This window comes from Providencia sp. PROV024, from assembly GCF_032709665.1.
GTDB classification, from domain to species: domain Bacteria; phylum Pseudomonadota; class Gammaproteobacteria; order Enterobacterales; family Enterobacteriaceae; genus Providencia; species Providencia huashanensis.
Map to the genome: position 1 here is coordinate 4,016,610 of NZ_CP120545.1, position 15,039 is coordinate 4,031,648.

Genomic DNA, 15,039 nt, shown 5'->3' on the forward strand with positions numbered 1-15,039 from the left:
TACATCATATTTGATTATTAGGACTTAAATGATATTTAGCATTTTCATCTACGATTAATAATTAACCTCTCGCTGATAATTAATTACTAATTATTCAACTTATGCAAAATACCAATATTTACACCTGTACACTTTTAATGACATTTACATTTTTAAAATAAGAATTGATGTATAGATAAAATAGAGCTACTCGCGACAAACCCTTTACAGCACTGACTATATCAATTTACTTCACTTTTCATTTAATCGACAGTTATTAACAAATGCTAACCCTACTTAACAATTTCAAAATATATGATAAGATCATTATCTCAATTTGAAATTATTTACTATATAAAAAACAAGATTGTTATTGAGGTTATAGATGAAAATCTCGAGAAGAAAGCTATTATTAGGGGTTGGTGCTGCTGGGGTTCTAGCAGGGGGTGCTGCGGTTGTTCCTATGATCAATCGTGAAGGTCGTTTCGAATCGACTAAATCACGAGTACCTGCGGTTGCAGGTACCGAAGGCAAACTACCGGAATCTGCTGATGCAGTTATTATCGGTGCTGGTCTTCAAGGGATCATGACGGCAATAAACCTTGCGGAAAAAGGTCTTAATGTTGTTATCTGTGAAAAAGGTGTTGTCGGTGGTGAGCAATCAGGCCGCGCATACAGCCAAATTATCAGTTACAAAACCTCTCCAGCAATTTTTCCTTTACACCACTATGGGAAAATTCAATGGCTCGGTATGAACGAAAAAATTGGTGCTGATACCAGCTACCGTGTTCAAGGCCGTGTTGAAGTTCCTTCAAGCGAAGAAGATTTAGAAATTTCAAGAGCATGGATTAAATCTGCTTCTGAAAACCCAGGTTTTGATACGCCATTACGTACCCGAATGATCGAAGGTACTGAGTTAGCTAATCGTCTAGTCGACGCTCAAACACCATGGAAAATTGGTGGGTTTGAAGAAGACTCAGGTAGTCTAGACCCTGAGGTTGTCACCCCAACCATGGCTAACTACGCTAAATCAATTGGTATTCGCATCTATACCAACTGCGCAGTACGCGGTATTGAAACCGCAGGCGGCAAAATTTCTGATGTTGTCACTGAAAAAGGCGCAATCAAGACCTCTCGTGTAGTTCTAACTGGTGGTATTTGGTCTCGTCTATTTATGGGCAACTTAGGTATCGACGTTCCAACGCTGAACGTTTACCTGTCACAACAACGCATTACCGGCGTTCCGGGCGCACCGAAAGGCAACGTCCACTTACCTAATGGTATTCACTTCCGTGAACAAGCTGATGGCACCTATGCCGTTGCACCACGTATCTTTACCAGCTCTATCGTTAAAGACAGCTTCCTGTTAGGTCCTAAATTTATGCACCTGTTGCAAGGTGGTGAATTACCATTAGAATTCTCTATCGGTAAAGACTTATTTAACTCGTTCATGATGGCAACGTCTTGGAATTTAGATGAGAAAACACCATTTGAAGAATTCCGTACCGCGACCAATACACCAAACAATGATCACTTAGATGGCGTCCTAGAAAGACTGAGAAAAGAATTCCCAGTATTTAAAGAATCTAAAGTGGTTGAACGTTGGGGTGGTACAGTGGCACCAACGGATGATGAAATTCCAATTATTTCAACAATCGAACAGTACCCAGGTCTGGTCATCAACACCGCAACAGGTTGGGGTATGACTGAAAGCCCAGCATCTGGTCGATTAACGGCAGAACTATTAATGGGCGAAACACCATTTATCGACCCAACGCCGTATAAACTTTCTCGTTTTAATTAATAACCGAGAATACGCTTTTTTTTACTGGGATCTGCGAGTCAATGGAATTAAGCTAAACTTAAATTTAGTTTTAAATAACACTAACAGATCCTTTTTACTTTGATAATGTTAAGGAGTTTACATGCGCTATAAAACTTTATTGCTTTCTCTACCGTTAATTTTAGGTGTAGCGAGTGCAAATGCAGCTGAAGATGTTAAACGCGTTCCAGTGAAAGGATTTCCTATCTCTGAATCAGTAGAAATCAGCGCGGGCAATAGCCTTATTTTCCTAAGCGGAAAAGTCCCTTCAAAAATCTCTGCAGATGCTAAAGAAGGCGTTTTAGAGTCTTATGGTAATACTGAAGCACAGACAATCAACGTGCTAAAACAAATTCAAGCAAACCTAGCTGACATGGGTTTGACAATGAATGATGTTGTTAAAATGCAAGTATTCTTAGTTGGTGGTGAAGAAACTCAAGGCACTATGGACTTCGCTGGTTTCATGGCGGGTTATAACAAGTTCTATGAGTCTGAGAAAATTACTAATCTGCCAGCTCGTTCTACTTTCCAAGTCGCTAAGCTAGCAAACCCAGCTTGGAGAGTTGAAATTGAAGTTACCGCAGTTCGTCCAGCTGCAAAAAAATAAGTTATTCTAACGAGTAACAACACGATAATGGGGCATAACTTATTTATGCCTCGTTATATTTTCTTGTTCCTTCCCTTTTCCTTTCATCATACTTTTTCACTATCTTTCACAGGTTGTCATCGTAATTTCCGCTATTTTAGGGTTTTGACAAACCATGTTATGCTTCACTGATTGATAGAAAAATAAAAAATATAAAAAGTTACTTATAAAGGCGCAATATGATCAGAGAGTCTCTTAAGATCCACGGGAAAAAGCAATTTGAAATAAAACAAAAAGTTTTATTTCCACGCAAATCTAAAGAGATCCGCTACCAAGTTGAAACATTTTTCTTTCTGCCTTCTTCATTGCAAGTTAACCCTGACTTATACACACCGTCAAACCTTCAACGTAGCCTCAAAAATTATATTCGCCTCAGCCCTCCTGCGATTAAACTGTCTGCCTCACCAGATGAAAACGGGGAGCTAAACGATTTAAAGCGCTGGTTAGAACAATGTGACCCGCTGAATCCCCCATCGCTAGATGAGTATGAAAATAAACTAAAACGCTATGCGCTCACCATCAAGAAAACCGTGCTTCTCAATATCAAAATGGTCAGCAAAAACCCGCAGCGACAAACTCCCGAATATCTAACCGAGCTAGTTGCTGATATTGGGAAATGCCTAAACGCTTACCGTGCCTTGTTACCGCTTGCAGCTCATATAGAAGAAGCCATTCACTCCAATGCATTTTCCTATTGCGATGAGTTTATGACTTATTACACCATCAATTACTTACGTGGTTTATTGGCTGATAAACAAATACCGATACGTGAAGAAATACACCATTTTTGGTATCAAGAAATGCGTTACTTGAAGAAGCACTACCCTGATTGCTTTCCCAGTGACGAAACAGATGCTGAATTGGTTACCTACCGACGCAATCTATTAAAAAAATATATTAATCGCTATCTCTACTTAGAAATCCGCCATAAGCGCGGTTTACCGCTACTGTTGCATTCTATTTATGGTATTGCTGCGGCTATTTCGATGATTTTTGCCACGCTAATTGCCTTTCTTTGGCAGGGCAAATACGGTGCATTAAGTGCAAACTTATTTTTGGCTATGGTCATCGGTTATATTTTTAAAGATAGGCTAAAAGAAATCGGTAGGGAGCAATTGTACCGGCTCTTCCAAAAATGGATACCTGACAGGCAATTACGTATTTATCGCGAAGGCGTTAAAGCCCCTGTTGGGGTATGTAAGGAATCCTTTCGGTTTATCAGCGAAAACATGCTATCGCCAGATATTCGTGAAATGCGCCAGCAATCTCACTGGGTGAATTTGGTCAATGTACAGCGTATGGAAGATATTCTATATTATCGAAAGGACGTATTACTCCATAACCGCCATTCTGTTTTTGAGAAAAACCAGTCTTCTATTGCTGATATCACCCGCTTTAATATTTCTGACTTTTTGAAATACATTGATATTAGCTATGAAGAATTAACCGTTAATGAAGATGAACCCGCTATTATTGGTGAAAAGGTTTACCATATTTACCTCTGCCGCCGCGTCACCATTAACAAGAAAACTTACAATGAGCTGGCGCGTTTGGTAGTAAATGCTGATGGGATTAAACGCTTGGAAGTATTACAGTCTTTGGATTTATTAGCGACTGATGAAGATATTGAAATCACACCACAGTAATTTTCACTGCGAATATTGTAACCAATTGAGCTTGTAGCAAGGCGGAAAGCGGCGATATCTCGGGTCAGTATGTGACCCGAGTAGCTAAACCACTACCGCCTAAATGAGGACGAATATTTAGTAGTACAGCGCAATGAACTGATCATCAACTCGCTTTATATCCACTGGGGTATCAAAAATATCCTCAATAATATCTGATTTCATAATATCCTCAGGTTTACCATGATAAGACAGTTTTCCGTCTCTTAAGGCAACAATATAGTCAGAATATACCGAAGCGAAGTTAATATCGTGGATAACTAAAATAATAGTTTTCCCCAGCTCATCAGCCGCTTTGCGCAGCAACTTCATCATAATTACCGCATGTTTCATATCGAGGTTATTTAAAGGCTCATCAAGTAAAACATATTCAGTATCCTGACATAAAACCATTGCCACATAAGCCCGTTGGCGCTGGCCCCCCGATAACTCATCTAAATAACGATGGCGTAAATTCGATAAATTAAGAAAAGAGAGTGACTCATCAATTTTCTTTTTATCCTCAATATTTAAACGACCTTTAGTGTAAGGATAGCGCCCAAAGCCAACTAACTCTTCAACAGTTAACCGACTGGCAAATTGATTTTCTTGGCGCAGTACTGACAAACATTTAGCTAGCTGATCACTTGGCGTTGTCGATACGTCTAACTCATTGACTTTGACATAGCCACCATCGTCTGGCACCAATAAGCGCCCAATAATCGATAATAGTGTTGACTTACCCGCGCCATTAGGGCCGATAATTGAGGTAATGCCGCTATTTTTAATTGATGTTGTCACGTCATCTAAGACTTTAGTACCCTGATAACTTTTCGATATCTGACTAATTTCAATCATACTAAAACCTTCTTAACACCATATAAATAAAGAATATCCCACCGACAAACTCGATAACAACCGATAATGTCCCTGCCATATTAAGGCCATACTCTAGGATTAATTGCCCACCAATCAGCGCTATTACCCCAAGTAAAAACGAAACAGGAAGTAAATAACGATGTTGGCTGCTACCACTCACCAAGTAAGCTAAGTTTGCTACCATTAACCCTAAAAAGGTCAGGGGCCCAACCAGTGCGGTCGAAACTGCAACTAATATTGAGATTAGCAATAAAATAACCGTTACTTGCTGACGATAATTAATACCAAGGTTCACCGCATTAGCTTGCCCTAATGCAATAACATCAAAACAATAGCGCATCCGCCAGAGTAAGATACCCACCACGACTGTAATCAGTAATGTGAATAAAATCAGCTCCGGCGTCCCTTTAGTAAAGGTTGCAAACATACGACTCTGTAAAATAGAGAATTCATTAGGGTCCATCAAACGTTGTAGCAAGGTAGCCACGCTACGGAATAAAGTCCCTAAGATAATACCCACCATTAAAACTAGGTTGATATTCATTTTAACAGACACGAATAACCAGCGATAAAGCAGGACGGAGAATAACACTAATAATGTTGACTCTAATAAAAACTTACCGATATTCAGTAGCCAAGAGGCAGGAAAGCTATCTGTATAAAAGATAAAAATGGTTTGTAATAAAACAAATAAGGCCTCTAACCCCATGATAGAGGGCGTAAGTATCTTATTGTTTGCAACGGTTTGGAACAGAACCGTCGAAACCCCTGCGGCAAAAGCAACCACAACCATGGTTAGAACAATATACCCGCGGTGCGGTAAAATATAAGCAAGATTACTGCCGAGATTTACCGTCATATAAAGAATGATAGATAACAGCGACAATGCCAGTAATATCCATATTCTTTGCAATGGTGTTACCCCTTTTTTGGGTAATGCCATTGATGAGTTAACTTTTTGCATAACGTTGCTGCTTCAACAATAAATATAAGAAAATCACCGCACCCACAACACCTAAAATCACACTCGCGGGGATTTCAAATGGGTAGCGAATTAAGCGCCCAATAATGTCGCACAGTAGCACTAAGCCCCCACCCGCAATACAGATCCACGGGATAGTTTTGCGAATGTTATCCCCCATCACTAAGCTGACAAGATTTGGAATAATTAAGCCAAGGAAAGGTAAAGCCCCAACGACGACGACAACCACACCACTAATTAATGCGATGATGGATAAGCCAATTGTCATTACTTTGCGATAATTTAACCCAACATTAATCGAAAACTCACGCCCCATACCTGCAACGGTAAAACTATCGGCAATCCAGCAAGCAATTAGCGTAAGAATTCCTACTAGCCACAGCAATTCATAACGACCTTGGATAATGCTAGAGAAGTCCCCGCTCATCCATGCGCCTAGTGATTGCAACAAATCAAAGTAATAAGCCGTAAAAATAGTCAATGCACTAATGACTGCACCAAGCATAATCCCGACAAGCGGCACAATTAATGCAGATTTTAAAATAATTCTGCGTAGAAGTACCATAAACAGCATCGTCCCCATCAACGCAAACCCACTAGCAACCACCATTTTGGTCATAATACTTGCAGCAGGAAATAACACCATCACGACCAACAAACCTAAGCTCGCTGACTGTGTTGTTCCAGCTAAAGAAGGCTCGACAAAACGGTTTTGTGTGAGTAACTGCATGATAAGGCCTGCAACGCTCATTGCACTGCCCGCTAAAATTAAAGAGAGAGTTCGAGGAATTCGGCTAATAAAAAAGATGTCTTGCATCTCTGGGTCGGTGAAAAGCGAAACGGGTGACACGTCACCCGCTCCAATAAACAAGCTTAATACCGCTAAAACCAATAACGCGATAATTCCACAAAAAAGATAAAGCGTTTTCATGGGTTATTTTGCTTGGCTCTTCTCTAACGCGTTATTGATGTCATCCATTAACTTAGAATAAGTCTGAATTCCGCCTGAAATATACACCGCTGTTGGGTCAAGGTAAGTAATTTGGCCTTTTTGCCATGCTGCTGTTTTTCTCACTAAAGCGTTATCTAATACTTCAGCAGCAGGTTGGGCGTCTGTTTTACCAATCGCGCTATCACGGTCGATAACAAACAACCAATCAGGGTTTAGTTTCACCAGTAATTCCGCATTCACAATATTACCATGGCGGCCCGTATTTTCTGTAAACACATACGCAGGTTCAAAACCTAGCACATCAAAGATAAAACCAAAGCGTGAACCTGGACCATAAGCAGAAATTTTACCGCCGCTAACCAAGATCACCATCGCTTTACCCGCTGTTGGTGCTTTAGTTTTAATACCCTCTATCTTATTATTGAAATTAGCAATCAGTTCTTTGGCTTTATCTTCTTTACCAAATAACATACCAAGTTCATTAGTACGCTCAGTTAAGCTACCAATAAAGTTTTTGTTATCAATATCTAATGAAATAGTTGGCGCTACACCGCTGAGTTTGTCATACGCATCTCGTGCACGGCTACCGCCTAAGATTAGGTCAGGTTTAGCATTACTGAGTGTTTCATAGGCAGGTTCAAATAATGTCCCGCCATTGACGTATTCAGAACCACTGTATTTAGTTAAGAACTCAGGGAAGTGAACGTTGGTTTGCGGAACACCGGCAACTGGTGCCCCGAGTGCATCCATAATGTCCAATGTTTCCATGTTCATCACCATGACTTTTTGCGGATGACGAGGAATTTCAGTTTTGCCTTGGGCATGTTCAATTGTGATAGTTTGTTGTTCTGCAACCTGAGTTGTTTCTGTCTTTTCTTTAGCGTTATCGCAACCAACTAATACTAAAGCAGATAACAAGGCAATACCTGAAACTAATGATTTTGCAAACATCTGATTTTCTCCATCCGTCTATAAAAATACTGATGATAAAATTCGGTGATTTAAAGATGGGAAGTATATTACACACAATCAAGCGCAAATGATATTAGTTTGCATTTGCATTCACTAAAAAATTGTCAGAACGCACAAAAACATCAATTTGACTGTTTCAATATTTTTTGCACATAAAAGAAGAGAATAAGTCACGAGGATAAATATTACAGAGGAAGTTTAAGTTAATAACAAATTGATTTTTATGATTAAATAAAAATCAATAGGTTGAATTTTCGACTGTAGTTGCTTAACTATTTCTATTACAGCAGACCACATAAACCTCAACTTCAACCTATTTACTATTAACAAGCATTAAAATGCTCATTATTGTATATCATCTAATTGACCATTTTCAGTGAGCTGAGAACTGATATCTTCAAGGAACCAATCAATGGGTGTCCTCATTAAAAATGAAAGTTTAAACAAATGAAATAAATCAATCTTAATTTTACCTCTTTCATAGCGAGAGATTTGTTGCTGACTCACACCTAACAACTGAGCTAACTGAAACCCTGTATATCCCAGTTCTCTACGTTTTTCTAAGATCCTCTGACCTACCATATAATGGATTTTTTCACTGCCGTTTTCTGAATACATATTTTCACCATTTATTAAGGCACAGTTAAAATAAGAGCTGCGGCACCTTCAAATTGACCGGCTTGAACTCGGCCATTGGTACCTAATACTGCTTTCAGGGTGACCGAATTTGTTCCACCAGCAGGTACATGGATTTTGTAACCATTTTCCCCTGGGGTATCGTTCCCACCTAAATACAAATTCGCATATAAGCTATTATCTGCCCGTAAATTTACACGGCCATTTGTCACGTTAACACCTGTGGCAATCACCAAAACATCCATTGCTAAGTTACATGTCACACTGATGTTCACTTGTTTTGATTGGCCAGCAAGTTCTGCTTCGCTAATTGGGCCAAAGTTGATATCTGGGATCGTATTGTTGATCTTACAAGCTCCAATCGGTGGAGGCGCAATACCACATAATGAGCCGGGAATTAACCCACCACTACTTGTAACCCCAGTACGATCTTGGTAAAACAGCCCCACACACTCTTGATTATTCTGTAATCTAACTCCGGTATGAACAGCCCACTGAGCTGCTGGAGCTGTCGCCTTTGCCCAAACACCAGGTATATTCTGAACATCACGCATATACCGATACTTAGAAATTTCGGCCAACTCGACTGTTGCAGCCCCCGGTGTTCCATTAGCGTTATGCTTATGGCTTATGGTGAGATAGCATGTCGGCCACCCATAACAAGGATTAAGCGTACTCGGCAATTCAGGGTCCCAACGAGCAATGACGTACTTGTAGTCTGCATCCCCATTACTTGGGTTATTACCGGGTCTTGATTCAGTGATATAGGAAAAAACAGAAGCTGATGCAGTAGATGAAAATATGACTGCACCAATTAATAGCGATAACAAAACTTTCATATTAGTCACAGCCTTATTATTCATAATCTAATTTAAATGTTGCCACGGCACTGTAAGGCCCTACTTTTATTGTCTTATCCGCAATAGCATCCGGTTCACCTTTTAAATAGGCATAGAAACGCAACTGGTTAGCGCCATCTTGTAGCGTTAGCTTCGATCCTTTCTGTTCAATTGCCAGTGGTGTTTTATCTGAATTTTGCAGCCCCACCGCAAAACCCGATGCAACACTACTTGTTGATAATGCTAAAAAACCAGGAAGTGCTAGATTAGGCGTTCCTGAAAAGGTGACTTCCACAAATTTACCTATTGACGTGTCACAATCAGCCAACTTAATCACAAACTCTTTAGGCGGGGTTTCCCCATAGGCATAAAAGTTTTTTTCTGGCGTATCAAAAAAATCCATCGGAATGTTTTCATCACCCGGTAAAATAGTGCAGGGTTCCTCGACTAAATTACCGATAACTCTTAGATTATCAGGCACAGCGAAAGCCATGCTAACGTTGATAAGTAAAGCACTAGCTACTGCACATTGAATTAGTTTGTTCATTATTGGTACTCCGCTAGCAATGTCCCTGTTGCGGTAAAGCCTCCTTCAGGCAACGTAACTCCCAATCTCTTGACAGGAACAACTTCTAAAACAGGCGGTTGCCCATAACTAATCTTTAACGGTTTATTAATTTCAAAACCGAGACCATTTTGGGTAATACGCATGCCAAGATCTCGGAAATTGGTTTCCAAAGCCGACTTATCAAAATCTGTTGCTGTTCCTTTGATAGTTAGCATTAAGTCCCAACCTTTTAAGTTGTCTTCACACTTCAATGCGTAATTAATAGGTTTCGTAAAGTTGACGCCATCAATCTTATGTAAACCAATATCTTTATATTCGATGACATGGACTTTATCTTCAAAAACAGTGCAAGGTGGCGGAATTAACAAGGTTCCCGTAAATTCCACATCGTTTGCCACCGCAGTGCTAACAGGTATAACTAACAAACTCATTATCAGTGGAAGTCTTTTCATTATTTTTTGCATTATTTACCCCTCACTGATAATCAAGTTTGATAGTGACGCCTGCATGAAAAACCCCACCCTTTGTTAATGTTGTAGATAAATCACGAACAGGTATGGCTTCAAACTGAGGGGCGTTTGGGTACACAAACTTGATCTCTTGGTTCAATCGAAGCTTGCTTCCGTTATAACGAAAAGCAATCCCTAAACCTGGAAGGTCGGTTTCAATTGCCCCACTATCAAAAGATGCAGGAACACCAACCAATGTCATTTTCATTTGTGACGTTGGCCTTTTTTCACAATCAATATTGTAATTTATGGGTCTCGAATAGGCGTTACCGTCAATTCGCGTACTCATGATTTCATCAAAATTGACTTTGATAATATTTCCGCCATTGATTTTGCAAGGCGGCGGAGCCAAAACAACCCCTTTAATCGGCACTGTTATCATACCGGGCGTGATTGTCGCCCGTGTATTTCCCGATGGGCTAATACGCGAATCGGGTAATCCAGCATAAGAAATCGATGTAAAAAATAGTCCAGCGAGACATGATGCCAGCAGGTACCGCTGCTTATTTAAATCACTCATAATCCACCTTAAAGTCCATTACGGCGCTGAAACTTCCTTCCGTCAGTTTTTCGGGAGTTCTCACTGGTGTGACAAAATACTGAAGAGTTCCCTGCGGTGCATCGAGAAATTGAGGACGACCTCGGCTTCCTAGCCTGATGTCTTCTCGTTGTGCATCTGTCACTTCTAACGCCAAGCCGGAGACGCCTTTTACACTTAACATTTCTGGAAAATGTTTGTCTGATACCGCAACAAATGAAACTGAAATCACTGGTTGCATAGCATCCCAAAGCGGTGTATCAGTTCTAACATCTCTCATTCGGCTTTCGGTACGAATACAATGTCTAAATTCTAATTCGAATGAAACTGGCTCAGCTCTATCTCCAGGTTTACGGAGTGAATAAGAAGGGATCTCCCCTAGAGACACTTCTTGGCGCATTGAATTGGTCACATCCATCGTACAAGGTGCTTCGGTCATCATGCCATTGACTGTCAATGTTCCGTGTAATCCATCAATATCCCAACTGTCTGCTCCAAAAGTGAACACTGGAACTAAACCGAATAAGATAGTGCTGAACAGGAGAGTCCTTTTCATACGTTATTCCCCGTTATCTGTCCGTCGAAGATTCAACTTTGCAAGTTGTACCAGCGCAACCAAACGTCAATTTAGGCCTTCCACCATAATCGTTGATATAAGTTAGAACTGGTTTTGCCCCCATGGCACTTGCGCTACCTTTAAGCATTCCGTTACTTTTTGGTGAAATCATGACAGGCTCAAACTGCTTTACTGTATCTCCACCCACTTTTGCACTTGCATCTACAATTGTGACAAAATAAGCAGTTGGATTCGTAACTTCGTAGGCATCACCTTTACGGGTTAACGTAATTTTTTCTTGCCATGGATTCTCTAAATCTGTACGAGTGGCGTATAACGCTTTTGGGCGATAAAACAATTTAATACGCGTCTGTAATGCAATTTGTAATACGTTAGCTTCTTTACTACGTGGTGGAATTTCACGTAAGTTAAAGTAATAAACACTCTCTCTATCCTGTGGCAATGCCGCGATATCAGGAAGAGCTTGAATTTTAACTTGGCTACCTTCTCCAGGCTCTACACGTTGAACTGGAGGTAAAACCGTGAGTGGACTTTCAATTTTGTTACCATTAACATCTTCAATCCAACCCTGTGCAAGGTAAGGTAACTCTGTGTTTTCATTCTTAATATTCAAGCTAATGGTCTTTTCAGCCCCATTATAAATGACGCGTGTTCTATCGAGTGCAATCGCGGCCAAAGCCTGCCCACATAGCACCGCAGATAACGTGATTGTCGTAGTAAAAAATGCAATTTTCTTAATGTTCATATGTACCAACTATTTATAGAATCAAGCAACTTGGGTTACTCGGTATAATCTGTGCTGTAAGCAATATCCGGTGGTTTCAATAACCAACGCTGACTCGGCGCTACGCCCTGTTTAACCGGTGCAGGTTTGTAAACTGGTGCTGACTGCCCAACAGGAACGGCTTTTGCTGGCATATACCCAGGTTCAACACTTGGGCTGCTTGTACACGGTAATAACAGTGAGTTAAATTCAGCCGTTGTAATATTTTCTGGAACCTGAATTTTGCATTGCGTACTTCCATCCCAATGCACATCTAAAACTTCATTTGGGTTAATGCCAGAGATATACACGGAGCCATTGTCCGTCACGATACCAAGCTCCCTATTCTTCTCATTTCTCACGGTGGCGCCGAATGGCGGGTAACTACCATCAGCCAATGCCAATCTCACCATGGTTTTAACACCTGATAACACTTCAAACTCGCGGTAAGCAACCGCCCCTTCGGTCAGCGTAATTGGCTGAGACGTTCGAATAGCTTCTACGTTGTCAGGCAATTGAGTCACATCAATATGTGTATTGGTACGGTAGTAATCACTGATATCAGCGACCACCGCTTTACCAAAAATATTGGTTTCAGTGTTCGGTCCGAAACCTTGGATAGGCACATTTTTCACACCTTCAGTACTCACCATCACACGGCTACCGCCGGGTGTATTAATACGGTGTAGTGCGGCACCATGCCCTGTAACTGTTGCACCACCTTGTAATGAAAAGGCGGCTGAAGAAGTATCACCATTGATATAGCTGGTACTTGCAGTCACTGTTGCTAAATCTGCGTAACGCGTATAGAAACCATCAATAGTTCCACGACCTCGGCTACTCACCCCAGTACCAACACGATAGTTGGTCTTATCATCAACGGAGTCGAAATAGCTGACAGTGTGTGAGTTACCATCTCTCGTTATCATATTGTTGTAGCTAATTGATGCTCTATCTGCCCATGGCAAAGAGAGGTTCATGTATAGCCCATCGTCATTATTTCTATTATCAAATTTGTTGCGGAATGCCGTTAAACTTAAATTGATATTTTTAAAACGACCAATATTGAAATATTTCGCAATAGAAAGGTTATAACGTTTTGCCGCTGGCTTATTCCAATAGGTTTCGTGGTTATAGTTCAGATACGCAGTTAGATCTGCATTCGTGAAATACTTATTAAATGTAATGGTGTACAATTCTTTACTATTATCGAACTCCACGCCTCTATAACGACGGTCGAGGTATTGGTTCATACTCATAAAGTCACGTTCAGAGAATCGGTATCCAGCGAAAGTCACTTGGCTATCATATTCCTCAAAACGTTTTGAATAACTCAGACGGTACGATGCACCCGTATAGATTTTGTTATCTGTTTTCAGTTTTGCGCGTGATTCAGTGATGTCAAAAGAAATCGCACCAAAAGCTAGTAAATCTCGACCAACCCCCAGCGATAACGCGTTATAGTCGCCCGCACCAAGTGCACCACCAAATAATGACCAACCGTTAGAGACCCCCCAACTGAATTCGCCCATGACGAATCCTTGCCCCTCAGTCTTGTGTTCCATATTGTTAGGACGACCACCAGCGATTTTAAATAGTATCGAGCCAGGTCGTGTTAAATACGGAATTGATGCCGTATTCATTTGGAACTCTTGTACAGAGCCATCTTGCTCTTCAACGCGAACATCTAACTTACCACTAACCGCATCACTTAAATCTTGAATACGGAAAGGACCAGGAGCGACTTGCGTTTCATAAATAACACGCCCTTGCTGAGTTACAACCACTTTGGCATTGGTTCTTGCGACACCGGAGACCTCAGGTGCATACCCACGTAGATTTGGTGGTAGCATTCTCTCATCAGAGATCAAGCTTGCCCCTAGATAACGGAATGAATCAAACAAACCTGAGCGTAAAAATTGTTCACCCATCGTTAGCTTTGCATTTAGTTCTTTGACTGCTCGATAGGCATAATATTGACTCCAATCCCATTTACGATCGGTTGACTGCCCATTAGTCCGATTATAACTTGCTTGCCAATCCGCTCTAAAACGCCAAGCACCAAGGTTAAAACCTGTTGTGCCATTACCAGTAACCGACTGAGTATTGGCTGAATCAGCAGGTCTTGTCACATTAGCATTCAAGTTATAGTCAAAAATGAGGGCGGGAACCCCTTCGTCCCAACGTGATGGTGGGTCCCAATTTTCAGAGGAAAATTCGATATAAGCTTGAGGTACAGTAATTGTGATAGTTTCTTTAGCTAAAGAGCCATTTATTGTCATTCCTGGAATCGTTTCTGGAATTAAACATTGGCCATTGTTAGAAAATTCAACCTTCTGTTTCCATTCATCGCGTAAAGCAATATGTTCAACAACATTTGGTGTTAAACAAGGTTCCGTCATGCCCGGATCATTAGGATCTGCAATATACTCAATATCAAAACTATCTGCTAAGTCGCGACTATTTAAGTTAATTTTAAATGGATATTTCCCTGGCATCACATAACCTGCACGAGAGAACTCATTTAAGGAAATATTGCTTTTATCCTGAAGGTCTAAAACATCCGTATTAAACTCAATACTATCATTATTTGCATTAGCTAAATTTATATGAGCAATCGCAAGAAACACCATAGTAGCAACAGGCGTTAAAAAATAACTTACTGAGTTATTAAATACTTTATTTTTACTTTTAAATAGCAGAGCCATAATAG

General features: G+C 40.5%; 15 protein-coding genes. 3 read left to right on the plus strand and 12 right to left on the minus strand.

From position 1 onward, the window contains the following. Window positions 1-364: 364 nt before the first annotated feature. The 3 genes from P3L56_RS18550 to P3L56_RS18560 all read left to right on the plus strand — a co-directional run bounded on the left by P3L56_RS18550 (window position 365) and on the right by P3L56_RS18560 (window position 4,093). Window positions 365-1,783 (plus strand): NAD(P)/FAD-dependent oxidoreductase, encoded by a 1,419-nt coding sequence (locus tag P3L56_RS18550; RefSeq protein ID WP_042845542.1) that lies wholly within the window; start codon window positions 365-367, stop codon window positions 1,781-1,783. 121 nt (window positions 1,784-1,904) lie between these two features. Then, entirely contained in the window at window positions 1,905-2,408 is a 504-nt protein-coding gene (locus P3L56_RS18555) for a RidA family protein (protein WP_042845544.1), read from the plus strand. Window positions 2,409-2,626: 218 nt separating this feature from the next. Beyond that, the gene (locus P3L56_RS18560; protein WP_272686041.1) at window positions 2,627-4,093 is read left to right on the plus strand and encodes a hypothetical protein; all 1,467 of its coding nucleotides are present in this window, start codon (window positions 2,627-2,629) and stop codon (window positions 4,091-4,093) included. A 117-nt stretch (window positions 4,094-4,210) separates the two neighbouring features. On the opposite strand, the gene P3L56_RS18565 is transcribed toward P3L56_RS18560, so the two are convergent. The 12 genes from P3L56_RS18565 to P3L56_RS18620 all read right to left on the minus strand — a co-directional run bounded on the left by P3L56_RS18565 (window position 4,211) and on the right by P3L56_RS18620 (window position 15,034). After that, a complete protein-coding gene (locus tag P3L56_RS18565; RefSeq protein WP_042845548.1) occupies window positions 4,211-4,969 on the minus strand; it encodes an ABC transporter ATP-binding protein in 759 nt (252 codons plus the stop codon). Between the two features lies 1 nt (window position 4,970). Further along, window positions 4,971-5,954 (minus strand): iron chelate uptake ABC transporter family permease subunit, encoded by a 984-nt coding sequence (locus tag P3L56_RS18570; RefSeq protein ID WP_042845549.1) that lies wholly within the window; start codon window positions 5,952-5,954, stop codon window positions 4,971-4,973. Next, window positions 5,941-6,903 carry an ABC transporter permease gene (locus P3L56_RS18575; protein WP_042845551.1) on the minus strand — a complete coding sequence of 321 codons (963 nt, stop codon included), beginning with the start codon at window positions 6,901-6,903 and terminating at the stop codon, window positions 5,941-5,943. The genes P3L56_RS18570 and P3L56_RS18575 overlap by 14 nt, the downstream gene beginning before the upstream one ends. Window positions 6,904-6,906: 3 nt before the next feature. Further along, entirely contained in the window at window positions 6,907-7,875 is a 969-nt protein-coding gene (locus P3L56_RS18580; RefSeq protein ID WP_198860946.1) for a siderophore ABC transporter substrate-binding protein, read from the minus strand. Between the two features lie 366 nt (window positions 7,876-8,241). Then, the gene (locus tag P3L56_RS18585) at window positions 8,242-8,514 is read right to left on the minus strand and encodes a helix-turn-helix domain-containing protein (protein WP_042845554.1); all 273 of its coding nucleotides are present in this window, start codon (window positions 8,512-8,514) and stop codon (window positions 8,242-8,244) included. 14 nt (window positions 8,515-8,528) lie between these two features. After that, the gene (locus P3L56_RS18590) at window positions 8,529-9,371 is read right to left on the minus strand and encodes an adhesin (protein ID WP_166684986.1); all 843 of its coding nucleotides are present in this window, start codon (window positions 9,369-9,371) and stop codon (window positions 8,529-8,531) included. 16 nt (window positions 9,372-9,387) lie between these two features. Then, window positions 9,388-9,918, minus strand: a complete 531-nt coding sequence (locus P3L56_RS18595; RefSeq protein ID WP_166684987.1) for a fimbrial protein — start codon at window positions 9,916-9,918, stop codon at window positions 9,388-9,390. Then, window positions 9,918-10,391: a fimbrial protein gene (locus P3L56_RS18600; RefSeq protein ID WP_166685033.1), complete on the minus strand. Its 474-nt coding sequence runs from the start codon at window positions 10,389-10,391 to the stop codon at window positions 9,918-9,920. The genes P3L56_RS18595 and P3L56_RS18600 overlap by 1 nt, the downstream gene beginning before the upstream one ends. Before the next feature lie 22 nt (window positions 10,392-10,413). Beyond that, window positions 10,414-10,968, minus strand: a complete 555-nt coding sequence (locus P3L56_RS18605; RefSeq protein ID WP_166684988.1) for a fimbrial protein — start codon at window positions 10,966-10,968, stop codon at window positions 10,414-10,416. Then, complete coding sequence (locus P3L56_RS18610; protein WP_166684989.1) at window positions 10,961-11,542, minus strand: fimbrial protein; 582 nt, start codon at window positions 11,540-11,542, stop codon at window positions 10,961-10,963. The genes P3L56_RS18605 and P3L56_RS18610 overlap by 8 nt, the downstream gene beginning before the upstream one ends. Before the next feature lie 13 nt (window positions 11,543-11,555). Continuing rightward, the gene (locus tag P3L56_RS18615; protein ID WP_166686583.1) at window positions 11,556-12,308 is read right to left on the minus strand and encodes a fimbria/pilus periplasmic chaperone; all 753 of its coding nucleotides are present in this window, start codon (window positions 12,306-12,308) and stop codon (window positions 11,556-11,558) included. A gap of 35 nt (window positions 12,309-12,343) precedes the next feature. Beyond that, on the minus strand, window positions 12,344-15,034 hold the full coding sequence (locus P3L56_RS18620) for an outer membrane usher protein (protein ID WP_198860948.1): 2,691 nt from the start codon (window positions 15,032-15,034) through the stop codon (window positions 12,344-12,346). Window positions 15,035-15,039: the final 5 nt, after the last annotated feature.

What these genes read in the sequence shown, in the direction of transcription:
- P3L56_RS18550 (WP_042845542.1), top strand. Translation starts at nt 365, where the DNA reads ATGAAAATCTCGAGAAGAAAGCTATTATTAGGGGTTGGTGCTGCTGGG.
- P3L56_RS18555 (WP_042845544.1), top strand. Translation starts at nt 1,905, where the DNA reads ATGCGCTATAAAACTTTATTGCTTTCTCTACCGTTAATTTTAGGTGTA.
- P3L56_RS18560 (WP_272686041.1), top strand. Translation starts at nt 2,627, where the DNA reads ATGATCAGAGAGTCTCTTAAGATCCACGGGAAAAAGCAATTTGAAATA.
- P3L56_RS18565 (WP_042845548.1), bottom strand. Translation starts at nt 4,969, where the DNA reads ATGATTGAAATTAGTCAGATATCGAAAAGTTATCAGGGTACTAAAGTC.
- P3L56_RS18570 (WP_042845549.1), bottom strand. Translation starts at nt 5,954, where the DNA reads ATGCAAAAAGTTAACTCATCAATGGCATTACCCAAAAAAGGGGTAACA.
- P3L56_RS18575 (WP_042845551.1), bottom strand. Translation starts at nt 6,903, where the DNA reads ATGAAAACGCTTTATCTTTTTTGTGGAATTATCGCGTTATTGGTTTTA.
- P3L56_RS18580 (WP_198860946.1), bottom strand. Translation starts at nt 7,875, where the DNA reads ATGTTTGCAAAATCATTAGTTTCAGGTATTGCCTTGTTATCTGCTTTA.
- P3L56_RS18585 (WP_042845554.1), bottom strand. Translation starts at nt 8,514, where the DNA reads ATGTATTCAGAAAACGGCAGTGAAAAAATCCATTATATGGTAGGTCAG.
- P3L56_RS18590 (WP_166684986.1), bottom strand. Translation starts at nt 9,371, where the DNA reads ATGAAAGTTTTGTTATCGCTATTAATTGGTGCAGTCATATTTTCATCT.
- P3L56_RS18595 (WP_166684987.1), bottom strand. Translation starts at nt 9,918, where the DNA reads ATGAACAAACTAATTCAATGTGCAGTAGCTAGTGCTTTACTTATCAAC.
- P3L56_RS18600 (WP_166685033.1), bottom strand. Translation starts at nt 10,391, where the DNA reads ATGAAAAGACTTCCACTGATAATGAGTTTGTTAGTTATACCTGTTAGC.
- P3L56_RS18605 (WP_166684988.1), bottom strand. Translation starts at nt 10,968, where the DNA reads ATGAGTGATTTAAATAAGCAGCGGTACCTGCTGGCATCATGTCTCGCT.
- P3L56_RS18610 (WP_166684989.1), bottom strand. Translation starts at nt 11,542, where the DNA reads ATGAAAAGGACTCTCCTGTTCAGCACTATCTTATTCGGTTTAGTTCCA.
- P3L56_RS18615 (WP_166686583.1), bottom strand. Translation starts at nt 12,308, where the DNA reads ATGAACATTAAGAAAATTGCATTTTTTACTACGACAATCACGTTATCT.
- P3L56_RS18620 (WP_198860948.1), bottom strand. Translation starts at nt 15,034, where the DNA reads ATGGCTCTGCTATTTAAAAGTAAAAATAAAGTATTTAATAACTCAGTA.